Origin of the sequence: Campylobacter sp. B0100352/1 (assembly GCF_020135855.1) — a bacterium.
GTDB classification, from domain to species: domain Bacteria; phylum Campylobacterota; class Campylobacteria; order Campylobacterales; family Campylobacteraceae; genus Campylobacter_D; species Campylobacter_D taeniopygiae.
On the sequence record NZ_JACHTP010000012.1, the window covers coordinates 1 to 22,342 of the forward strand.

General features: G+C 28.9%; 25 protein-coding genes. 5 read left to right on the top strand and 20 right to left on the bottom strand.

Annotated elements, in window-relative coordinates; genetic code table 11:
* Positions 1-112: 112 nt before the first annotated feature.
* A complete protein-coding gene (locus tag H2279_RS04610) occupies positions 113-511 on the bottom strand; it encodes a CoA-binding protein (RefSeq protein WP_337195767.1) in 399 nt (132 codons plus the stop codon).
* A 102-nt stretch (positions 512-613) separates the two neighbouring features.
* Between H2279_RS04610 and H2279_RS04615 the strand changes: the two genes are divergently transcribed.
* Positions 614-1,024, top strand: a complete 411-nt coding sequence (locus H2279_RS04615; protein ID WP_337195768.1) for a copper resistance protein CopD — start codon at positions 614-616, stop codon at positions 1,022-1,024.
* On the opposite strand, the gene trmA is transcribed toward H2279_RS04615, so the two are convergent.
* Genes trmA through H2279_RS04635 form a run of 4 tightly spaced genes read right to left on the bottom strand, consistent with a single transcriptional unit; the run spans position 1,011 to position 5,786 of the window.
* The gene (gene trmA / locus H2279_RS04620) at positions 1,011-2,084 is read right to left on the bottom strand and encodes a tRNA (uridine(54)-C5)-methyltransferase TrmA (protein ID WP_137623660.1); all 1,074 of its coding nucleotides are present in this window, start codon (positions 2,082-2,084) and stop codon (positions 1,011-1,013) included. The two genes, H2279_RS04615 and trmA, sit on opposite strands and share 14 nt — an antisense overlap.
* Entirely contained in the window at positions 2,081-3,802 is a 1,722-nt protein-coding gene (locus H2279_RS04625; RefSeq protein WP_337195769.1) for a Na+/H+ antiporter NhaC family protein, read from the bottom strand. Before H2279_RS04625 ends, trmA begins: the two co-directional genes overlap by 4 nt.
* Positions 3,799-4,548 (bottom strand): SDR family NAD(P)-dependent oxidoreductase, encoded by a 750-nt coding sequence (locus tag H2279_RS04630; protein ID WP_137623658.1) that lies wholly within the window; start codon positions 4,546-4,548, stop codon positions 3,799-3,801. Before H2279_RS04630 ends, H2279_RS04625 begins: the two co-directional genes overlap by 4 nt.
* Positions 4,545-5,786 (bottom strand): ankyrin repeat domain-containing protein, encoded by a 1,242-nt coding sequence (locus H2279_RS04635; RefSeq protein ID WP_337195770.1) that lies wholly within the window; start codon positions 5,784-5,786, stop codon positions 4,545-4,547. Before H2279_RS04635 ends, H2279_RS04630 begins: the two co-directional genes overlap by 4 nt.
* Before the next feature lie 93 nt (positions 5,787-5,879).
* On the opposite strand from H2279_RS04635, the gene H2279_RS04640 reads away from it, so the two are divergent.
* Positions 5,880-6,332, top strand: coding sequence for a methylated-DNA--[protein]-cysteine S-methyltransferase (locus tag H2279_RS04640; RefSeq protein WP_337195771.1), 453 nt, complete (start codon positions 5,880-5,882; stop codon positions 6,330-6,332).
* On the opposite strand, the gene H2279_RS04645 is transcribed toward H2279_RS04640, so the two are convergent.
* The 5 genes from H2279_RS04645 to mobB are packed head-to-tail and all read right to left on the bottom strand — an operon-like array spanning position 6,329 to position 10,682.
* Complete coding sequence (locus H2279_RS04645; protein WP_137623655.1) at positions 6,329-7,270, bottom strand: hypothetical protein; 942 nt, start codon at positions 7,268-7,270, stop codon at positions 6,329-6,331. The genes H2279_RS04640 and H2279_RS04645 overlap by 4 nt on opposite strands.
* On the bottom strand, positions 7,270-9,135 hold the full coding sequence (gene metG, locus H2279_RS04650; RefSeq protein WP_337195772.1) for a methionine--tRNA ligase: 1,866 nt from the start codon (positions 9,133-9,135) through the stop codon (positions 7,270-7,272). Before metG ends, H2279_RS04645 begins: the two co-directional genes overlap by 1 nt.
* Positions 9,136-9,155: 20 nt before the next feature.
* A complete protein-coding gene (locus tag H2279_RS04655; RefSeq protein WP_137622163.1) occupies positions 9,156-9,353 on the bottom strand; it encodes a hypothetical protein in 198 nt (65 codons plus the stop codon).
* Entirely contained in the window at positions 9,346-10,188 is an 843-nt protein-coding gene (locus H2279_RS04660; RefSeq protein WP_137623652.1) for a class 1 fructose-bisphosphatase, read from the bottom strand. The genes H2279_RS04655 and H2279_RS04660 overlap by 8 nt, the downstream gene beginning before the upstream one ends.
* Before the next feature lie 14 nt (positions 10,189-10,202).
* On the bottom strand, positions 10,203-10,682 hold the full coding sequence (gene mobB / locus H2279_RS04665; RefSeq protein WP_137623651.1) for a molybdopterin-guanine dinucleotide biosynthesis protein B: 480 nt from the start codon (positions 10,680-10,682) through the stop codon (positions 10,203-10,205).
* Positions 10,683-10,787: 105 nt separating this feature from the next.
* Between mobB and H2279_RS04670 the strand changes: the two genes are divergently transcribed.
* The gene (locus tag H2279_RS04670; protein WP_137623650.1) at positions 10,788-11,273 is read left to right on the top strand and encodes a hypothetical protein; all 486 of its coding nucleotides are present in this window, start codon (positions 10,788-10,790) and stop codon (positions 11,271-11,273) included.
* On the opposite strand, the gene H2279_RS04675 is transcribed toward H2279_RS04670, so the two are convergent.
* From H2279_RS04675 to gltX, 3 genes are read right to left on the bottom strand one after another with little or no spacing between them, the layout of a single operon-like run.
* On the bottom strand, positions 11,170-12,798 hold the full coding sequence (locus tag H2279_RS04675; RefSeq protein WP_337195773.1) for a lytic transglycosylase domain-containing protein: 1,629 nt from the start codon (positions 12,796-12,798) through the stop codon (positions 11,170-11,172). The genes H2279_RS04670 and H2279_RS04675 overlap by 104 nt on opposite strands.
* Positions 12,795-13,076: a YggT family protein gene (locus H2279_RS04680; RefSeq protein ID WP_137623648.1), complete on the bottom strand. Its 282-nt coding sequence runs from the start codon at positions 13,074-13,076 to the stop codon at positions 12,795-12,797. The genes H2279_RS04675 and H2279_RS04680 overlap by 4 nt, the downstream gene beginning before the upstream one ends.
* Before the next feature lie 3 nt (positions 13,077-13,079).
* Positions 13,080-14,375 (bottom strand): glutamate--tRNA ligase, encoded by a 1,296-nt coding sequence (gltX, locus tag H2279_RS04685; RefSeq protein ID WP_337195774.1) that lies wholly within the window; start codon positions 14,373-14,375, stop codon positions 13,080-13,082.
* A 92-nt stretch (positions 14,376-14,467) separates the two neighbouring features.
* Here gltX and H2279_RS04690 point away from each other — a divergent pair, with 92 nt between their 5' ends.
* Both H2279_RS04690 and H2279_RS04695 read left to right on the top strand, forming a co-directional pair.
* The gene (locus tag H2279_RS04690; protein ID WP_337195775.1) at positions 14,468-15,592 is read left to right on the top strand and encodes a metallophosphoesterase; all 1,125 of its coding nucleotides are present in this window, start codon (positions 14,468-14,470) and stop codon (positions 15,590-15,592) included.
* Positions 15,592-16,392: a phosphatidylserine decarboxylase gene (locus tag H2279_RS04695; protein WP_337195776.1), complete on the top strand. Its 801-nt coding sequence runs from the start codon at positions 15,592-15,594 to the stop codon at positions 16,390-16,392. Before H2279_RS04690 ends, H2279_RS04695 begins: the two co-directional genes overlap by 1 nt.
* Here H2279_RS04695 and H2279_RS04700 read toward each other — a convergent pair.
* The 7 genes from H2279_RS04700 to H2279_RS04730 are packed head-to-tail and all read right to left on the bottom strand — an operon-like array spanning position 16,389 to position 22,325.
* Complete coding sequence (locus H2279_RS04700; RefSeq protein ID WP_337195777.1) at positions 16,389-16,670, bottom strand: FlhB-like flagellar biosynthesis protein; 282 nt, start codon at positions 16,668-16,670, stop codon at positions 16,389-16,391. The two genes, H2279_RS04695 and H2279_RS04700, sit on opposite strands and share 4 nt — an antisense overlap.
* Complete coding sequence (locus H2279_RS04705) at positions 16,667-18,742, bottom strand: flagellar hook-length control protein FliK (protein ID WP_337195778.1); 2,076 nt, start codon at positions 18,740-18,742, stop codon at positions 16,667-16,669. The genes H2279_RS04700 and H2279_RS04705 overlap by 4 nt, the downstream gene beginning before the upstream one ends.
* Positions 18,735-19,922, bottom strand: coding sequence for an MFS transporter (locus H2279_RS04710; protein ID WP_137623643.1), 1,188 nt, complete (start codon positions 19,920-19,922; stop codon positions 18,735-18,737). Before H2279_RS04710 ends, H2279_RS04705 begins: the two co-directional genes overlap by 8 nt.
* Entirely contained in the window at positions 19,900-20,397 is a 498-nt protein-coding gene (locus tag H2279_RS04715; RefSeq protein WP_337195779.1) for a hypothetical protein, read from the bottom strand. The genes H2279_RS04710 and H2279_RS04715 overlap by 23 nt, the downstream gene beginning before the upstream one ends.
* The gene (locus tag H2279_RS04720) at positions 20,397-20,678 is read right to left on the bottom strand and encodes an AtpZ/AtpI family protein (RefSeq protein WP_137623642.1); all 282 of its coding nucleotides are present in this window, start codon (positions 20,676-20,678) and stop codon (positions 20,397-20,399) included. The genes H2279_RS04715 and H2279_RS04720 overlap by 1 nt, the downstream gene beginning before the upstream one ends.
* On the bottom strand, positions 20,675-21,949 hold the full coding sequence (hemL, locus tag H2279_RS04725) for a glutamate-1-semialdehyde 2,1-aminomutase (protein WP_337195780.1): 1,275 nt from the start codon (positions 21,947-21,949) through the stop codon (positions 20,675-20,677). Before hemL ends, H2279_RS04720 begins: the two co-directional genes overlap by 4 nt.
* Positions 21,939-22,325, bottom strand: a complete 387-nt coding sequence (locus tag H2279_RS04730; protein ID WP_337195781.1) for a c-type cytochrome — start codon at positions 22,323-22,325, stop codon at positions 21,939-21,941. Before H2279_RS04730 ends, hemL begins: the two co-directional genes overlap by 11 nt.
* Positions 22,326-22,342 lie beyond the last annotated feature (17 nt).

The following is a 22,342-nucleotide window of genomic DNA, read 5'->3' on the forward strand; positions in this document are numbered from 1 at the left end:
GAATCAGTGGTTTTATTTCTTTGGTTTTTTACTTCTTTTTTATTATCTTTTATTTTTTGTATAGTTTTTAATCTTGTTTTTGTTTGGCTTTTAAATTTTTATTTTAAAATTATCAATTTTTATAAAGTGGTAATTCTCGCATAATGCATCTATCTTGAACAAAATTAATCCCTAATTTTTGACATTTTTCTTGCACTTCATCATTAAAAATACCAAGTTGAAGCCAAAAATTTTTAATCCCTTTTTGTATGATGATAGGCAATAAATTAGCAGCAAAACTTCCTTTCCTAAACATCAAAACAAGATCAATTTTTTCGTTAATATCTTCTAAATTTCTATATATTTTTTCACCTAAAACTTCTTCAAATTTAGGATAAATGGGATAAATTTTATAACCATTGTCTTGTAAATATTGTGCTACGATATAAGAAGCTTTACTGCTATCAACGCTCAATCCAACCACAGCAATACTTTTTGTTTGCTCGAGTATTTTTTTAATATTTTCTTCCATGTTTTTTCTTTTAATAAACTTTAAAATGATATTAATCTTATTTTCCTTAAAGATTAACAAAAAAGAGCAAAATTGATATAATAAAATAAAAAAGGAGAATAAATGTTTTATCCCTATATTTTACTGATACACTTACTTTGTGCGATATTTTTTATAGGCTATTTGTTTGTGGATATTTTTATTTTAGGAATTTTAAAAAAGAAAAATCCTAACCTTGAACAAGAACTTTTTAAAACCATCGGTGTTAAGATTATGCCTTTTATTGTGATTATTTTGCTTTTAAGTGGCGGAGTGATGATGCCTTTTCATACCAATCCTTTGAATTTACTTTTTCTTATAAAGATATTTTTTGTTGGTATTATTTTACTTTTGGTGGTATTTTCTTTGTTTTATTATTTCATCCTAAAAAGAAAAAATCCTTTAGGAAATTTCATCCATCTTTTAGTTTTTATCCTTTGCTTAGGAATTGTTATACTAGCAAAATTAATGAATTATTTTTTTATATCTTTGTAAGCAAAACTCCGCATTCTAGATGAGGGGTATTTACAAATTGATCAAAAGCGGCCATTTTTATAATTTTGTGTGTTTGGCTTAAGACTTTTAAATTTTCTTTTAAACTTATAGGGTTGCACGAGATATAGATAATATTATCATATTGTTTTATCAAATCCATCACGCTTTTATCTAGTCCTGCACGAGGTGGATCGACTAAAACATGAGAAAAGCAAAAATCATCTAAATTGATATTTTTTAAGCGAAAAAATTCCCTTTCTTTTTTTAAAGCTTGGCTTAATTCTTCGCTTGAAAGTCGAGTAAAATAAATATTTGAAACATTGTTTAATTTACAATTTTTAAGAGCAAAATTGATATTGTTTTTTGAAATTTCAGTCGCTAAAATCTTAGAAAAATCATCAGCCAAGGCAAGGGTAAAATTGCCATAACCACAATAAAGCTCAAGTAAATCTTTTTTAGCTTGAGTAGTAAGGTTTTCTTTAACCCAAGAGATCATTTTTTCATTGATGAAAGTATTAGGCTGAATGAAACAATCATTATTAAATTCATAAAAAATTTCTTTATTGCCTATTAAAAGACTTTGTTTTAAATTTTCATTATTAAAAACTAATTTTTTATTTTTACTTCTCGCGATTAAATTGCAGTTTAATTCAAAGCTTAGTTTGGCTAAGTCTTGATCAATAGTTTCTATATTTTTGTGATAAAGTAGGGTAGTGCTTAAATCATGCTTGGTTGCTAGAAATTCCACGCCAAAAAGTTTTTCTTTTAAATTAGGATTAACTTTGATTTTTTCAAGCAAAATCGGCATAAAATTACAAATTTTTTCATCGGGAAAATCTATATTTTCTATGATGATTTTTTTCTTAGTTTGAGGATCAAACATCGCATAATAAAGCTTATTATTTTCATGATAAAAAGAAAATTCAGCTCTAGTTCTAAAGTGTTTCTCCAAAGAATTAAAAAATTCAATTTCTCCTTTATAAAATTCAAGAAAAAAATCTTTTATAAAGGAAATTTTTTCTTGAAAATCAACTATATTGCCAAATTCTTTAAGACTCATGGTAATTTTTTTCCTATTATCTTAAGCAATAAAGCGATAAGAATCAAATTAAGTGGTAAAACAATCCAAATGCTAAAGCCCAAAGATACTGGAATATATCCTGTCACTAAAGAAATAGCACAAATAAATAAAGCGTAAGGAATTTGAGTTTTAACATGCTCCATATGATCACATTTTGCACTCATTGAAGATAAGATAACATTATCAGCGATCGGCGAACAATGATTTCCAAAAATAGCTCCTGTTAAAACACAGCTAATATTAATGACTATATAATGATGCATAGTGTTAGCATCCATTCCGCTAAGCTGTGCGATTTTATAAGCTAGTGGAACAGCTAAAGGCATTAAAATTCCCATAGTTCCATAGCTTGTACCTATGGCAAAGGAAATGCCTGAAGCAAAAGCAAAAATAGTTGCAGGTAAAATGTAATCAGGCATTTTATCCGCTAACAAACTCGTGATAAAAAGTGAAGTTCCAAGCTCTTTTACTATGCTTGAAAGCGACCAAGCAAGTAAAAGAAGTATAATGGTAAAAATCATTGTTTTCCAGCCATAAATCCATGTTTCAATAGCTTCTTTGATATTGAAAATTTTACGATAAACCCCGATAAATATCGCTACAATGCTTGAAAACAAAGCCGCTTGAAAAAGAACGACTGAAGAATCAGCCTTTCCAAAAACCATTCTTAAGGTTTCAAAAGAAAGAGGAAAGGCATTAGCCTTTTCTAAATCCTCTCCCGATAAAGCACTAAAACCATTAAAATAAAAACCAAGCAAAGCAAGGATCATAAGGGTTAAAATAGGAATGATGGCATTAAAAGCACAAATTTTTATTTCATCTTTAGGGGCTAAAAATTGATCTTCTAATTCTGCTGTATCTAAAGTTTTAGATTTCACAACAGGTGCGATTTTTCCAGTAGTTATAGCGCGCATTTGTGCTTGATACATAGGGCCAAATTCTCTTTTCATCACAGCTGTCATTAAAACAAAAAAGAGCATAAAAATATTGTAAAAACGATAAGGTATGGTTTCTAAAAAAACGCTAAAGGCGTTGATATTTTCATAACCTATATCCTTATAAGCAGTTTTAATAAGGGAAATTTCTACACCTATCCAAGTTGAAATGATGGCAATTCCAGCTACAGGTGCAGCGGTAGAATCGATGATAAAAGCGAATTTTTCACGCGAAATTTTAAATTTATCCGCTAAAGGACGCATAATAGGGCCAACTATTAATAAATTAGCATAATCATCAAAAAATATTAAAAGTCCCAAAAACCAAGTATTAACTTGAGCACTTACGGCGGATTTTGCTCTTTTTGCAAATTTTAAAGCCAAAGCTTTTGCACCGCCCATTTTGGTTACAAGTGCTACAAGCCCACCTATACAAAGAATTTGTAAAATAATACCCGCATTAGCTGGATCTGAAGCAGAATTTAAAATAAAAGTGATGATTTTAGAAAAAGATTCTACGGCCGTATTGTAAAAATTAAGCAGTGAAAGCGAGTGTTCTTTTAAGATGTGAGTAGAAAGACTCAAAAGAAAAGTTCCGCTTAAAACACCCATAAAAAGAGATAAAATCACATCTTTAGTGATAAAGGCTAAGGCAATAGCAACAAAAGGCGGTATTAATGTAAAAATTCCAAATAAATTGGCATTAGCTTCAGAAGAAGCTAAGCAAAGCAGCGGCAAACAGATAAATGAAAATATTTTCATTGACTCTTCTCTATATGAAAGCCGTTCCAAGTTTGAGTGATTGGCATAAGTTCTATTTCATTGATATTGATATGTTCTGGAAGATTGATGATAGATAAAATAACTTTCGCAATATCTTCAGCACTGATAAATTTTGTATTTTCATAGACTTTATCAGCCTTTTCTTTATCTCCTTTAAATCTCACCTCGCTAAATTCTGTTTTACATAAACCAGGAGCGATATTGGTAACTTTAATATTACTTCCGCGTAAATCATTTCTTAAAGCCTTTGAAAATTGCCCAACAAAAGCTTTAGTTCCACAATACACATTACCCCCAAAATAAGGATTAGTGGCCGCAACTGATCCTAGATTAAAAATATAGGCATTTTTTTGCTTTCTAAGTATAGGAATCACAGCTCTAGCGACATACAAAAAACCTTTAACATTTGTATCAACCATGGTTTCAATATCTTCTAGGCTTAAACTATCGAATTCATCTTGTCCTAGGGCAAGTCCTGCATTATTGATTAAAATGTCAATTTCTTGAAATTCTTTAGGTAAATTTTGTATTTTTGAAAAAACTTTTTCTTTTTCGCGTATATCTAAGGCAATGGTATGTATTTTTTCTTGAAATTCTTGTTTTAAAAGTTCAAGTTTTTCTTCACGTCTAGCTATAGCTATAACCTTAAATCCTTCTTTAATTAAAGCTTTTACACAAGCTTCGCCAAATCCAGAACTAGCTCCAGTAATCAAAGCGGTTTTCATTCTAAACTCCCTCCATAAAATAAATTTTCATTTGCTTTTAGTCCTAAGCTTTTAAGATAGTTTGCGTTTTCTTGTTTTCCTGCTGCTATAGCAAAATCAAGTGCATTAAAGCCCAAATCATCAACATCATGAATGTTAGCACCCTTTGCAATAAGCATTTTTAATATCTCAACATCTCCATAAGCCGCAGCATGCATTAAAACATTTTTTGAAGTATGATCTAAAGCGCAAAAGGTTATAAAATAAGGGGTATTGTCGTAATTATTAGCACTTAAGGCTAATTTTTCATTATTGTTAATATATCTTTTATTGACATCAGCTCCATATTTTAAAAGTAAAGAAATAATATCTTTTCGGTTAAACTCGATAGCGTAAAACAAAGGAGTTTTTCCAAAAGCATTACTGCTATTTACATCAGCACCCTTGTCTAATAAAAATTTAGTATTATCGTAGTTTTCTAAGGCATAAAACAAGGCATCTTCATAGCCTTCATCGATTCTAGCACCGTAGTGAATCAAAAGATCAAGTATGGGTTGTTTTCTTTGATTTAAAAGTGCAGCTTGCAAACCTATAGTAAGTTCATCTTTGCTAAGATTGTTTCTAAAAAGAAAATCTTGTATATATTCTATAGAATTATTTTTATTTGAAAGCACCTTAGCTAAAGGGCTGATATCTTTATAAATTTTTGTTTCACCTACAGCCCAATTTAAAAACTCATTTAAGGCATTAGTTGCATAATAAGTACTGCTTCCTTGATCAAAATTGAAATTATCTTGAAAATATTTTTCTAAAGGATCAATAGCTTGATTATACTCTTTCCAAAAAGATCGATAAAGTCTAAAATTACCTATGCTTTGATATGCCCAATATCTAAAATAAGATTTTAAAACATCGTATTTTTTTTCTAAATTTTCAGGAGTATCTAGGCTTTTTTGATAAAAACTAGGATCAAGAGCGATTTTTAAAAGCAAAAAATCAAATTTTTGAAGTTTAGGTAGGTATTCTATGCCATTACAAGCACTATTTTCCCCACGAATTTCATTAGCTAATTTATAAAGTTTTTGAGTAAAAATTTGATTCTTTAAAGAATCAGGGCATTTTGAAGCGATTTCAAGATACGTAGAATTGATATCTTTTTCAAAAACTTGCACTCTATTTTTTTTTATATAATCGCAGTCTATAATATCTTGCGCTACTAAATTCAATAGGCCGCAAAGTAAAATAAAAAATATTTTCAATTTTTTTCCTTTTTTTGGAAATTGATTCGATATTTTAACTCAAATAAGCTTTAAATTTAAATTAATCATATAAAGATTTTAGTATAATTTATTATGTTTAAAGTCTTTTATAAATTGCCTATATGTTCTTTGTTGTTAAAAAGCGATGGTGAATTTTTAACCGAAGTTGATTTTTGTTTTGAAGAAAATTTTGAGGAAAATTCTTGTGAATTATTAGAATTTGCTACTTGGGAGTTGAAAAATTATTTTTCTAAAAAATTAAAAGTTTTTAAAACTCCTTTAAAAATTCAAGGAACTAGTTTTGAAATCAAAGTTTATAAAGCTTTAATGCAAATTCCTTATGGGCAAACGGTCACTTATAAGGAACTTGCAGAAATTATCAACCACCCTAAAGCTTTTAGGGCTGTTGGAAATGCTAATTCTAAAAATATTATTCCTATTTTTATTCCTTGTCATAGAGTACTTGCAAAAAATAGTATAGGCGGATACAATGGCGGAATTAATATCAAGAAATTTTTGCTTCAAAATGAAGGTGTGAAAATTTAAAATAGGCTTGGAAGTTGGTTTGATTGGTTTTCAAATTCTTGCTCAAAATCTGCATGATTTTCTAAAATAAGACAATATTTAAAATCTTTTAAATTCTTAAGATCTGAAAGCTTATCATATGAAAAATCGCAAAATAAAGAATTTTTTACCGCTGTTTTAAAACCTTTAGTGTGTTTAAAATTTTCATTCCAATAATCAAAGGTATTTTGATTATTAACGACTATAAAAGCTTTTGTGCTTGTGCCAAATTCGCAAATTTCAAATTTTTCATCAATAAAATAAATTTTAAAATCATCTATTTTGTTAAAATCAAAGCTGATTTTTGTATTTTTTTCTTTCAAATAAGTCATAATTTTGGCAAAAATTTGCGCATACACAAAAGGTAAATTTAGGTTTTTAAAATACAAATTATCACAAACCAAAGTGGTAAAAAAGAAACTCGATCTTGAAAGAAGGGTAAAATTAACCTCTTTTAAAATTTCAATATTAGCACAAATTTTAAGCAAATAATTTTCATCATTAAAGCAAAAAATTTCTCCTTTCTTTGCTTTAATAAGCGTATCAAAATCTATAAACACATTGCCTTTTAAAACATTTAAAGAAAATGCCTTGCAAATACTTAATTCATAAGATTTAAGCGATAAAAATTTACATTCTTTTTCTTCGCATAAAAAACGTAAAAGTTTCATTAAGGCAATTTCTAAATTTTCTACCTTAAGATAATAAATTTCTTTATCTTTGATAAAATATTCATATTCAGATATAATCGCAAAAGCGCCTTTATCGATCGCTTGGGCTATTTCTTTTTCATCGTTACTAAAAAAGGCAAATTCGCTTTTTAATTCATTGAGATTTAAGGCAAATCCAGCCACGCTTAAAATACTTCCTTCATTGAGTATATTTGCGTGGATGAGTTCGCTTAGATTGCTTATATTCATCAACCTATTAATGCTCCATTGTCAATGATTTGTTCAGGAGTGATAAGAACGAGTTTATCGTTGTACTTTGCACTCAATATCATACCGTTACTTTCATGTCCAAAAATTTTTGCTTTTTTAAGATTGGTTAAAACGCAAACTTGTTTTCCTATTAAATCAGAAGCTTTGTAGTATTTGGCTATACCAGAGACTACTTGACGGATTTCTTTATTTTCAAGCTCGAGTTGAAATTTCAAAAGTTTTTCGCTACCTTCTATATTTTGACAATCCAAAACCGTAGCGACTTTAATTTCTATTTTAGAAAAATCTTCGATTTTTATTTTTGCTTTTTCTTCTTTTTTAATTTCTTGCTTTAGCTCTTGTTTGATTTCAACTTTTGGAAATAAAACTTCACAAGCTGTGGCTTTAAAATCAAATAATTCATTATGGATAATCAGTTTTTCATAATTGATAGTTGAAATTTCAAAATTTAAAGCTTGAGAGATTTTTTTACAAGAATTTGGCAGAGCAGGGCTTAATAAAATACTAGCCTTAGCTAAAATATTTGCACAAAGCCCAATAAGTGCATTTGCTTCATCGTGTTTGTTTTCTTTGATCAAATTCCAAGGTTCGTATTTGCTGATAGCTAAATTTGCCACACTTAAAGCCTTGAAAATCTCTTCTAGATAACGATTGCACTGCAAATTTTCTAAATAGTCTATGGCAAGTTTTAGATATTGCATCGCTTCATCAAGTTCATTTTTATAAAGATCTAAAACTTTATTTTGGGTAATTATTCCATTGTTATATTTTTGACTCATACCTATGATGCGATTGAGTAAATTGCCAAATTCGTTACTTAATTCAGCGTTGATGCGGTTAATAAGCATGTTTTCACTAAAATCGCCATCATTTCCAAAAGGCACTTCTCTAAGTAAAAAATATCTAAAAGCTTCTATGCCATAAGTATCTGCAATTTCTTTAGGTTTGATAACATTGCCTTTAGATTTACTCATTTTTTCACCTTCTTTAGTCCACCAACCATGTGCACCTATGAATTTAGGCAAAGGTAAATCCACACTCATTAAAAAAGCCGGCCAATAAATCGCATGAAAACGCAAAATATCTTTACCAACTAGATGAATATGTGCAGGCCAAAATTTTTCCTTTTGAGTCTTTAAAGAGCTGATATAAATGAAAAGTGCATCAAGCCAAACATAAATAATGTGCTTATCATCATTGATTTCTTTTGGAAGTTTAATCCCCCAATCAAAACTGGTTCTTGTAATAGAAAGATCTTTTAAGCCATTTTGTATAAAATTTACAAGTTCATTTTTTTTATTTTTAGGAAGAATAGGATCTTTTTCTTCATACCATTTAAGGATTTGATCTTGATATTTTGAAAGCTTGAAAAAATAACTTTCTTCTTTTAAAAGTGTGGTATTTTTTCCACAATCTGGACAGCAAGTTTCGTTAGTCAGTTGGCTTTTAGTAAAAAAACTTTCGCAAGAAATGCAGTAATGCCCTTCGTATTGATCTTTATAGATATCACCTTTTTGCCACATTTTTAAAAACATAGCTTGCACAAAGTCAATATGTGTTTGATCTGTAGTTCTAGCATAAATATCATAATTAATTTCTAACTCATCCCATAACTTTTTAAATTCAGCGCTGATTTTATCTGTGTATTCTTTAGGTGTTGAATTTCTTTCTTTTGCAGCTTGTTCTATTTTTTGCCCGTGTTCATCGGTTCCTGTTAAAAATTTGGTTTCATGGCCTTGTAAGCGATAAAATCTAGCCATGGTATCAGCAATAATAGTTGTATAAGCGTGTCCTAAATGAGGCACATCATTTACATAATAAATTGGAGTTGTAATATAACGCATGTTTAATTTCCTTAAAAAATTTAAAAATCAAATCCGCCTTCGGTTTTACCCTTAGACATGCTATTATAAACAGCATCAACATAGTCTTTTCGTGTTTGGCAGGTAAAAATTTCTTCGCAATTATAGCAAGAATTTAAGTTTTTTGAATTTTGGCAGGATAATAAAATTTCTTTTTTATTATCCATTTCTTGTTCGAATTCATCTCTAATTTCAGCCATTATAGATTTCCAAAAGCTTTTCGATTTCGTATTTAGAGCCAAAAAAACAAGGTGTAGTTGCATGTATAGCATCAAATTCAAGATCGAGTAGAGATTGATTGCTTCCATTTGTGGTTTTTCCACCCGCTTTTTCTACAATAAAAGCTAAAGGAAAAACTTCAAAAAAAGCTCTTAATTTCCCCATAGGAGAATCTTTTGTTGCTGGATAGCTAAAAATTCCGCCCCCTTTGAGTAAAATTTGATTGATATCGCTAACCATAGCTCCAGAATATCTTAAGCGATAATTTTCATCAAATAAAGTTTTGATAAATTTGGCGTGTTTTTCATCCCAAAATTTTTGAGTTCCACCTGTGGCGTTGATTTTCCCTTTTTCACTCATTTTTAATTCTTTGATAAAAACAAATTCGTTATTTTTATCAAGACGATATAATTTAGGAGTATCTTCACAAATAACCATTTCTAGTCTTGCTCCATACATACTATAAACCGCTGCTTTTAAATTTTTAGCACTGGCTTTTTCTTCATAAATGCCAAAAATTGAACCAATGGCAAAATTAACATCCATAAGACTAGAGCCATCAAGTGGATCGTAAGCTACAATATATTTTGCATTATCATTGACTTTTAAAATTTCATTTTTTTCTTCGCTGATAATAGCTTTAAGAGTAGGGCACTGGCTTAAAGTTTTTGTAATGATCTCATCGCTTAAGATATCAAATTTAAGCTGGGTATCACCTGTGGAATTGTGATTTTGACTATAACTTGTATCTGGAAATTTCAAAGCGTCTGAAATTTCTAAAACGGCCTTTTGAATATAAGAAATTAATTCTTTCATTGTAACTCTCCTTTTTAGATTTTTTTTGCATTCTCTAATATATATCTACAAATTTCTTTAATATTGTTTAAATCAAGCCAAATTAAATTCGGATGTGAAATTTTATCATAACTTGCAATGGCTTGAGAAAATGAAAAATAACTTTCATCAATTTCTTGGCAAAAAACACTAATACGTGGCAAATCTAAACTCTTTAAGCCCTCAACTAAACATATATCAAAATCTTGAGATAATTGTAAAGCTTTTAAAATATCTCTTTGCTTGTGAGAAAAAAAGGTTGTTCTTGTGGGACTTAAAACCATTACTTCTGCACCAGTTTGAAAAAATTTAAAGCTATCTTTACCATTAAAATCAAACTGTGCTTTATCTGCAGGATCGTGCTTGATAATAAGAACTTTTAATCCTTGATTCATAAGTTCATTTGAAATTTTTGTAATAAGAGTTGTTTTTCCAGAATTTGAAGGCCCACTAAAAGCCATAATTAATTTTTCCATAAAATTTCATTTTCCTAAAAATTAAAATTAAATTATAATATTTTAAACCAAAAAATAGAGTTAAAAGGTTAAAATTATAAAAAATATTTATGATTAGGTTAGGGTATGAGAATTTCTTTTTTATTATCAAGTGTTTTATTTTTTAGTGCGTGTTCTATGAAAGATCCTGCTATTGTGGATACAAATTTAAAAACTCAAACTCTTATGTTCTCTCAAAAATATAAAATAACACAAGATAATCTTAGTGCTATTGTTACAATGTCTTATTTAAATCCTGTTTTAGATTATGCTAGTGATGATGATATTTTTGCTTTTACATTTACACCTGATTCTTTTAAGATAGATAAATTAGAGATCTTTTTAAATAATAAAAAAGCTAAGGTGCAAGAACTTGATCCATTTTTTATGAAATATTTATTGCAAAATAAATATACGAAGTATCTAGAGGTAACTCTTCCTAGTGTGAAAACAGAAAATTTTGTCAAGGCTAAGATTTGTTTAAATCATTTGCCTTGTTTTGAATTAAATTTTCAAAAATATCCGAAATCTTTATACTATCGTTCAGAAGATATCGATATACAATATAATTAGCCAATACTTTTTTTCCATAAATTCGGCTTTCTTGATAAGGGATTAATTCCATAGATAAAAAAGGCTCATATTTTCCATTTTTAAACATATCATCTCTGGCCAATAATCTTTTAACAAAGCCTATGCCACCATTATAAGCATAAGCTATAAATAAAGGAGATTTCAATCTTTTTTCTAAATAATCTAAATGATAATTTCCAAAATGATAAGCAATTTCAGGTTTAAACATAAAATCTTGATCAAAATTCGGAATTTTTAGTTCTTTCTCTCCAATATGATTCGCCAAAAAAGGCATAAATTGCATCATGCCTAAGGCGTAAGAAACTGAAATAGCTGTAGGAATAAATCTGCTTTCTTGTCTAGCAATAGCTAAAATTAAAGCTTGTCTAGGAATATCATAATCTTTGATGTATTGATAATAAGGTGTGATGAAATAATGTTTTTTAAATTTAGATTTTCGTTCTAAAATATAAGCATAAATAGGCAAAGTTTCTTCTGTATCAAATTTTTTAGCCAATTCATCTAACTTTGTAGCGTTGGCTTCAAGTATAGTTTTGTTAAGTTTTTGCCATGCAAATGGATCTTGCATATTAAAATCATTTTTTTCTTTATGAACTTTGATGGTTTCGATTTTTGGAAAAGCAGAATGCGTTAATTCTTTAGCATACAGACTATAGATATTTAAAGAATTGCTTTGTGCAAGCATTTGCAAATCTTTTTCATCTTTTTTGATTAACCACATCCAAAAAATGGCATTATCTCTACCACTTCTACTTTTAAAAGTTTGTGCAGCCTGTTTGAAAAACTCATAAGCTATATGATCTTTATCATAGGTTAAAGCATTAATACCTAAATAAAATGCCGTATATTCTTTTGTATTTTTTGGATTAGTTTGCAAAAGAGAATATCTAAATTTCGGATATTGTCTTTGGATGACGATGGTTTGAGCAAAGTTATTAAAATTATTATAATTTGAAATTTGATTAACAAAACTTGCATTCAAATCACAATCTCCATGATCAGCTTTGAAGTATTTATAGAGTTTAAAAAAGCCATTTACATCATCTTTTTCTTCCATGTATTTCATAGGTTTGCTAGAATTAAAAGCAAGGAGTAAATTTGTCAAATCAGGTCTTTTGGAGTCAAATTTTTTTACCAATATATCTCTATCTTTATTGCTTAAACTCGCGATAAAAGATATCGAATTCAAACGCACACTTTGACAAGTTAAATTTGCATCTAAAATCGTATTTTTTGTATAAATGTAGCATTGCATATATTTTGGATTGATATAAGGCTTAATAGGAATAATCTTTTCAATTTCTGTTTTTATCTTACCTGCGTAGCGAAAAATATGCGATTTTAAATTTTCAATTTCTGTTTTATGAAGAGTTTTTTTCTCTAAAAGTCTATAAATATAATAATCCTTAGCTAAAGAATTATCTTGTTTTTTTAAGGTTTCTAAGTCGTATTCTAAGGCATTAAGATATATAAAACTTAAAAGCAATAAACATATTTTTTTCACAAAATACTCCTTAAAATACTATCAAGGAAAAAGTTGAGAAATTGTAATGCTAGAAGTATAATTAAAGGAGCTAGGTCGATATTTCCTATGCGTGTTGGAATTTTTCTTACCAAAGCATAAGCAGGATAACTAAGCTTGTATAAAATTTGGACGATAGGGTTATATGGGTCAGGATTAACCCAGCTTAAAAGTGCAGTGATAACAATAATCCAAGTGTAAATATTAATAATAATGTGCAAAACTTGAAAAGTAGCATAAATAAAAGAATCAATAATCATAATTTACATCCTTGCTAATTCATGTATGAAATTTTTTATATGCGGATAAAGATCGCTAAGTTCTGGCCCATGGATATTTCCCGTTAAAATTATCCTTAAAGGCATAAAGAAATTTTTACCTTTTAGACCGCTTTTTTGTAAAAGATAGTTTTTAAAATCATCATAATTTTCAAAAAGTTCTATATCGTTTAAAATTTCTTTTAAAATTTTACATTCTTTTTCAAATTCAAGATAATCTTTGGGGCTAAAAATAGCATGAATTTTTTCTTTTAACTCGTTGATCGTGCTTGCTTCTTGGGTGTAAAATTTTGCCAAATTCGCTAGATCTCTTTTTGAATTTAAAATTTCATTAAGTTTTGAATTTTCTAGTAATTTTATATGTTCTCTATTGATTTGTAAAAGTTTTTTTAGATCAAATCTTGCAGGAGATTTTGAAATTTTATTAATATCAAACCAAGAAATAGCTTCTTCTATGGTGAAAATTTCACAAGGAGTTTTATTTCCTAAGATAAGAAGATAATTAGCAATAGCACTTGGCAATATCCCTTGTTCAAGTAGCCATTTTACAGAAGAATGCGCTTCTCTTTTGCTCATTTTAACACCCTGTTCGTTAAGAATAATTGGCAAATGTGCATAACTTATTTTTTGTTCATAACCTAAACTTTGACGGATATGCTCTTGTTTAGGTGTATTTGAAACATGATCCTCTCCGCGTATAATACAAGTGATATTTTCAAGCATGTCATCTACAGCACAAGCAAAATTATAAGTAGGGGTTTTATCTGTTCTCATGATAACAAAAGAATCAATATTATCAGGCTCAAAACTAAGCTTACCTTTAATAAGATCTGAAAATTCTATCGTTTTATTAGGTTTTTTAAGGCGGACAACAAAAGGTTTTTCACATTCTAAAACATCGATATCTGCTAGTTTTTCACAAGTTCCATCGTATCGATAAGGTTTTCCTTGCTGTTTTGCTAATTCTTTTTTTTCTTCCAATTCTTTTTCTGTACAAAAACAAGCAAAAGCTTTTTTTTCGCTAATAAGCCTTAAAGCCATTTGTCGATGAAATTTTAAATTCTCACTTTGCACATAGTATTCTTGCCAAGAAATTCCAAAAAGACTTAAAATTTCTTTTATTTCTTCCTCTTTTCCTTCTATATTTCTTGCTTTATCAGTATCTTCTATGCGTAAGACAAAATGAGTGTTTTTTTGTTTAGCGCAGATGTAATTAAACAAAGCCACGCGTAAATTTCCTATATGCATATCTCCTGTTGGAGAAGGGGCAAAACGATACATTGTAAAACCTTATATTTTGGATTTTCAAAAAAACAAATTATAACAAATAATTTTATACAGATATTTAATATTTACTTGATATAATTACTTTTATGATGTATTTGTTTCTATCTTTTATTATTTTAGTTATATTTGGTTTAGTTAATTTATATGTTTATAAGCGTTTGATTAAAAAATTTTTACTTTTTAAGTATTTTCAAAAAATTTTTGCATTAGCTTTTTTTGTGCTTTTTTTAGCTCAAATTGTTTTTTTGATCTTAAGAAGGGACGATTATCTAAATGATACATGGTATGAAATTTTATCCATGACTTATGCTCCAAGTTATTGTCTTTTTTTTGTTACTTTAATACTTGATTTTTTTAGACTTTTTTTAATTCTTTTAGGGAGAGCTTATAAAAAGATCAATATCTTTATTTGTTTGATTTTTGAAATTATTGTTATTTGTATTTCTGTATTTTTAATCTATATGAGTATTTGCAATGCTTTAAGAATTCCTGAAATCAATACTTTAAATTTAAAAATCAATGGCTTAAAAAAAGATCTAAAAATAGCTGTTTTAACAGATATGCATTTGGGTAAAAATTTACATGAAAAATTTCTAGATCAAGTGATCAATAAAGTCAATTTGCAAAAACCGGATATGATTTTTATCATCGGCGATTTAATAGATGCAAATCCTAAAGATTTAGCGCCTTATATTTCAAAATTAAATAATTTTAAATCCACTTATGGAACTTTTTACACTGTGGGGAATCACGAGTATTATCATGGAATCAATCAAGTTTTAAACTTGCTTAAAACTCATACAAAAATGAAAATTTTACTCAATCAAAATGTAGATTTAGGTTTTATCAATGTTGCCGGTTTAGCAGATCTAGCCGGAATAAGCAAGGGGTTATATGCTCCTAATTTAGCAAGGATTAAAGCGGATTTAAATACATCAAAACCAAGTATTTTGCTAACACATCAGCCAAAAGCAGCTTTGCTCTATGATTTGAGTGCCTTTGATTTGATTTTAAGCGGACATACCCACGGGGGACAAATTTTCCCTTTTATGTTTTTGGTTAAACTTCAGCAAGGTTTTGTTTATGGGCTTTATAATTTAAGCGCAAAAACAAAATTATATGTTAGCAGCGGGGCAGGTTTTTGGGGTCCAAGTCTTAGAGTTTTTGCTCCGAGTGAAATTGCTATTTTAAATCTTAAAGGAGATTTATAATGAATTTTTCAAGAGAAAGTTCTAAACTTTTTGGCCTTATAGCTCAATTTAAATTTCCAAAAATCATTCAAAAAAAAATCAATCAATGGTATGTGAATTATTTTAAAATCGATATGAGTGAATTTGATGATGTTTTAGAATATAGAAGTTTAAATGAGCTTTTCACAAGAACTATGAAAATTCCACGCACCATAGGAGAAGGTTTTATCAGTCCTAGTGATGGAAAAATTTTGCAATGCGGAAGTACTTTTTTAGCCGATGAAGAATATTTCGCTTTTTCTATTAAAGGACACACTTACAGTGTTGAAGAACTTTTAAAAGATAGTTTTGATCCTTATGAATTAGAAAAAGGATTAGATTATATCAATATTTATCTTTCGCCAAGAGATTATCATCGCTATCACAGTCCTTGCGATATGCAAATTTTAAGTGCGACTTATACAAGAGGAACACTTTATAGTGTCAATGAAAAGCATTTAAAGTCTATTAGCAATCTTTATACTAAAAATGAAAGAGTAAGTTTAAAATGTCAAAATGAAAAAGGTGTTTTTTGGCTTGTTTTTATAGGCGCACAAAATGTTGGAAAAATGCGTTTTAATTTTGATGATAGCATTAGAACTAATGCTAAATTTTCTTATAGCTTTACGAAAAAGTATGAAAATTTAAGAGTAAAAAAAGCTGAAGAACTTGGGTATTTTGAATTGGGTTCTACTATAGTGTTGATCGCCCAAAAAGGTATATGGAATAAAAAATTAGAAATAGGGCAAAAAATTAAATTTGGAGAGAGTATTTCTGATTAATTTTTAGGAGTTTTATTTGCCATTTGATAGATAAAGGCAAAAACTTCAGCCACTGCTTTATACATATTTGGCGGAATTTCATCTCCAAGATCGAGTTTGCTTAAAATTTCGATTAAATCCTCATCTTCTTTTATAGGTACTCCATGTTCTTTAGCTAAAGAAATGATTTTAGCAGCATTTTCTCCTTTGCCACTTGCAAGAACTTTTGGTGCAGAGTGTTTTTCTTTTTGATAGCCTAAGGCTACAGCTTTTTTGATGGATTTTTTAATCTTACTCATACTGTTTTATCCATACCCATTTCAAGATCTAAATTCTTTATATCCCTGCTATCAAATTTGCTTCTTATGATATCGCCTACAAAGAAATTAGCGCTTAAAAGCCCTGCTTTGTTGATATTTTTTTTAAGTTCGTGTGCATTTTCATAAATCGTTTTTCTAAATTCTTTATTTTCAGCCATGATGTTTATATCTATATATTTTTCATGGTTTAAAGAAATTAAAATTTCTAAATCACCAAGTTTAGCAAATTCGAGTTTTATTTGGGCAAAGAATTTATCTTTTTTACCTCTTCTAAACATAATCTTAGAATCATTAAGATCTTCCCAAGAAAAAGGCAAATAAGTATTAATAGAATCATTCGCTAAGGAAATAAGCTGATTGATTTCAATTTGGGCTAAAAGCCTATTGGTTTGATTATAAACAGCTTCATTGCCTTCGTTTTTGGCTAAATTTGAAATTTGTAAAAGAGTGGATTTGATATCGTGATGTAAAGATTCTGCTATATCTTGATCTGTTTTTGGCTTGATTTGGGCTAAATCCTTCATAGATAAATCAAGTTTGCGTTCTAAATTTTTTATTTCGGCTTGATTGGTTTTTGTGCGTTGAACATGAGGTTCTAATTCTCTTAAGCTTTCATTGAGTCTTCTTGAAAGATTGCCAAGATCCTTGCTTAGATTTTGTACTTGATCTAGATCTAAATTTTCTACTACAAAGGCTAAATTTTTGACATTATTTTGCTTGTTAAAAATTTCTTGATTTTTAAAAAGATTTTCTTGACTTTGTGTGTTATTTTGAGGTATTTTCTGCATATTGTTTTCATTTTTGGTTTCAAAAAATTTAGCATTTTCTTTAGGAGTATTTTTTATATTTTCTTGATTTGAATTATTTTTAGTATTTTCATTTTTTTTATCTTGAAAATTTTCTATTTCTTTTTCTTCTTCTTTGTTTGTTTTTTGATCATTTAAATGATCATTTTCTTGATCATGATCTTTTGTTTTATGTTCTAATTTGTTATCTTGTGTTTGTTTGTCGTGGTTTTTTACTTCGTGAGAATTTTCATTTTTAGTTTCATTTTTATCTGAAATAAGGTTTTTTAAAATATCATCTTCATCATGATTGGGCATTTTTAAATTTGATTTTTCTAAAATATTTTTTAAGGTATTTTCTAGTTTTTCAAAGGCTTTGGCAGTATTTTTTAATATATTTGTATCTTGAATCATTATATTTTCTGGTTTGTTTAAGGCTTTGAAAAAATCATTTTTTAAGGTTTTTATTTCTTTTGAAATTTTATAAGCGATATCGATGATTTTATTTTGAGCTAAGCTAGGATTTTTTGTGATGTAATTTTTAAAATTTTCTATTTTAGAGCCTAATTTAAGAAGAGCTTTAAAAGAGCTTTGATCTAAAATTTGTGTATTTTCCTTTTTGTTGGTTTGCAATATATTTTTAAGTTCTTTTAGGGTTTCTTTTGGGCTTAAATTTGCAGCAGCCAATTGAGCGATTTGGACACTAAGTTTTTCATTGCTTAAGCCTTTAATCGTGCTTAAAAGAGAATAAAAACTTTTAGGCAGGTTTTCTTCATTTAAAGCATCTTTTAATTTTGCTTCAAAAAATACACCCGAATTTTTAAATAATGGAGCTAGATTATTATTTTTAATTTCACTTGCTGGTTTTAAAATTTGGTTTAGTTTATCTAAAACTTGAGAAAAAACATCATCTTTAGCAAGTTCAGTGCTTAATGTTTTTAATTCATTAGCAAAATTGGGAGCTAAGTTTAAATTTTTACTTTGTTTGAGTATGGGCGAATCAGGATTTTTTTGAGAATTGATTTGTTCTAAAAGCTTATTAACAAGTTCTTTAAGTTTTGTACCAGTTTCATTTTGGATAAGCTTAGAAATAATCTCTTCATTGCTTGCATCTTTATCTAGGCCTAAATTTTGTTTTAGAGCATTAGAAAGCGCTTCTTTTGGATTTTCTTTAGAATTTACTTTATCTTTTGTTGGAGTATTATCTAGCTTGATATCATTTTTTTGTGCGTTAGCAATTTGACTTGTAAGCTGAGTATTAATCATCTAGCATCACCATATTTCCAGGCTTTTTGCTGAATTTTTTACTTAGGATATTAGGTCTATTGATGGTAAAAAGTATTAAAAATCCAAGTAAGGAAATATAAAACCAAGTAAAACCTTTTGTATCAAAATATTGCATCAAAAGACCCAAAATCAAAGGTCCAAATAAAGATCCCAAAGAATAGCAAAAAAGAACACCGCGTCCTAATTCTACGCCTTTATTTTTGATCACCAAAACATCATTAGCTCTAGCAAGCGCCAAAGCATAGAGGCAAAAAATTCCCATACCTAGCAAGAAAGACAAGCAATATTGAATATACAAACAAGGTTTAAAAAAAACAAAGACAAGCATAGTGAAAAAACCTATACTCGCACAAGTAATAATGGCAAATTTTCTACCTAGTTTATCTGAGATGGTTCCCATGATAGTTTGAGCAAAAAAGCCACCTAAAATTCCACAAAAAGTAAAATAAGACACAGCTTGATTGTTAAATTTTTGTAAAAGTATAAATAAAGGAGCCATTGAAAAAAAGCCATTTATAAGCATTCCAGCTATAAAACTAGTGATGATGGCCAAAGGTGCGATATCAAAAACTTTTGGTATGGAAATAGGGCTTGACGCGGGCAAAAGAGGTTCTTTTATCTTGATCAAATTTAGCGGCAAAGAAGAAAATAAAATCAAAGCGGCACTTAAAATAAAAACATTATGTCTGCTTAGATTAAGAGCGATGATTAAAGTCCCTATGCCAAAAGAAAGATAAAATACTATTTCATAAAATCCTAGTATTCTCGAACGTATAGCGTTTTTACTTTTTTCATTGAGCCAAGATTCTATTACCATTAAAAAGCCATAATAGCAAATGCCTATTAAAAACCTTAAAACAGCCCAAAAAATGAGATTATTGCTGATAGTATGCAACATAGCTGAAATTCCAAAAATAGCGCCAAATAAGCCAAAAGATCGTATATGACCTATTTTTGAAATAATTTTATGCGCACTTATAGTTCCAATAAGTCCGCCGATAAAAAAACAAGAGCTGATAATTCCTACGACTAAAGGACCTTCTCCTCTTTCTTTAAGAACAACGCCGATTGAAGTGACAATCAAAGCATTACCAGCAAATAAAAAAGCCATGCTGGCAAAAAGTGCTGTCATTGATTTAATAATTCTTTTTGGACTCATATCTTACATACATAATAAAAATAAAAATACAAATAAGCAAGCTTGAAATTCCACACAAATAGCCAACAATGTGAAGTATTCCTTGTCTGTGTAAAAATAAAAAACCCGCAACTAAAACCACATAAGCAAAAATTTTTAATAAATTAAAAAATGCTGCAAAAAAATACATTTTATTTTTTATACTAAATTCTAAATCGTCTTTTAGGATTGTAAATTTTATATTTTTAGGCAGACTTTTCACTTTTTTAAGAGAAAATAAAAATAAATTTTGATTAATTTTGTATTTTCTTGCTTGAGAATAGATCATTTTTTTGTAGCTAAGATAAGAGGCTATAATAACTAGTAAAATACTAAAAAAAGCTATTTCAAAGCTAAAAAATATATTTAGACTGAAAGGGGTTAAAAATAAAAAAGATAAAAAAAATGCAATATGAATTAAAAATATAATCACAGCAAATGCTTTTTTGTATTGCATTATTTATTTTTCTCTTTTTGGATAATTTCTTTTACTAATTCATCGCGTTTTGCAAATTCTTCATAAGTTTTTACTTGTTTTTTATAGGCTTTATAAACGTTGAGTATTGCGCCAGAAATTCCCCAAAAAACCCCAAGCCAAAATAACCAAGGATAAGGGGTAAATTTTTTGAGTAAATATCCAATACCAATACCAATTAAAACAGCAACAACCATAGAAATTCCAAGGCTTAAGCCATCGGCAGCTTCTATGGTTTTATGGATGATTTTTTTTCTATTCATAGGTGCTTAAAGCTTTCTTTTACGGCTTCTAAAGTGGAGTCGATCATTTTATTATTCATTTTAGAGCAAATAAAACCCGTTTCAAATTGTGAAGGAGCAAGATAAATTCCATTTTTAAGCATTTTTTGGTGGAATTTTGAAAAAAGTTTAAGATCTGATTTTAAAGCATCTTGATAATTTTCAACCGGCTTTTCTGTGAAAAAATAACCAAACATAGAGCCAACATAGCAAGTTTGCAAAGGAATTCCTTTCTCAAAAGCTAATTTTTTCATACCATGAGTTAATTTTTTAGCTAACTTAGCTAATTTTTCATAAAGATCTTTTTTCTTTTTTGCCTTAGAAATGCTAGCAATTCCTGCTGCCATAGCCAAAGGATTTCCGCTTAAAGTTCCAGCTTGATAAACCCCACCTAAAGGACTTAAAATATCCATAATTTCAGCTCTAGCTGCAAAAGCTGCTGCTGGTAATCCGCCACCAATAACCTTTCCAAAAGTGACAATATCAGCTTCAATATGATTAACTCCATAAGATCCAAGATATGAAGCTCTATAACCACTCATAACTTCATCAAAAATAAGTAAAGTTTGATTTGCTTTGCAAATTTGTACCAACTCTTCTAAAAATTCTTGTTTAGCCGGTACTAAGCCCATATTTCCAGCTATAGGTTCTATGATAACACAAGCGATATCTTGATGTTGTTTAAAAAGTTCTTTGACGCTTTGAATGTCATTGTATTTTGCAACTAAAGTAAATTGTGCGATTTCATTTAACACTCCTAAAGAACTTGGAGTATTAAAGGTAGCAGCACCACTTCCAGCACTCACTAGTAAAGAATCTGAATGTCCGTGATAACACCCTTCAAATTTTAATATTTTATCTTTTTTTGTAAATCCACGTGCAAGGCGAATCGCACTCATTGTTGCTTCTGTTCCGCTATTGACAAAACGGATTTTATCTAAATGTGGAAAATCTGATAAAACCAAATTTGCAAGTTCAGTTTCTAATAAAGTAGGGGCTCCAAAACTTGATCCCTTTTTAAGAGCATTTTGACAAGCCTTTTGAATATCTTTATCGCAATGACCAAAAAGCAAAGGCCCCCAACTTTGCACATAGTCAATATAAGATTTTCCTTCAATATCAACAATATAAGCGCCCTTACCATGATCGATAAATCTAGGCTCACTTTCTACATTACTAAAGGCTCTAACTGGTGAATTTACGCCACCTGCTATGATTTTACATGCTTGTTCAAAAGCTTTTTTATTTGTCATTTTTTACTCCTTTGGTGTTTATGGGTTGTTGTTTTTTATTTTTATTAAATTGGCTAATGTAATTATACAAGCTTACAATTTCTTCATTGGTTAATGAATAATTTGGCATAATGGATTTAGCGTTTTTAATTTGATTGAGTGAGTTTTTAAATTTTTCAAAACTAAGATTTTGAATGCTTGGGATTTTATAAGGCGTTTTAACCCCTTTTTTTAGATAGTATCCTAAAATTTGCTCACTTCCGTCATTTCCATGACATTTTTTGCAACTGATTCCTCTAGGGTTTTCATAAAGCATTTTAGCGTATTCTCTTGGGGTTATAAAATCAGAACCAAAAAGAATGAGGGTTGTGAATAAAAATGTTATAAGAATTTTCAAAATTTAACCTTGCTAAT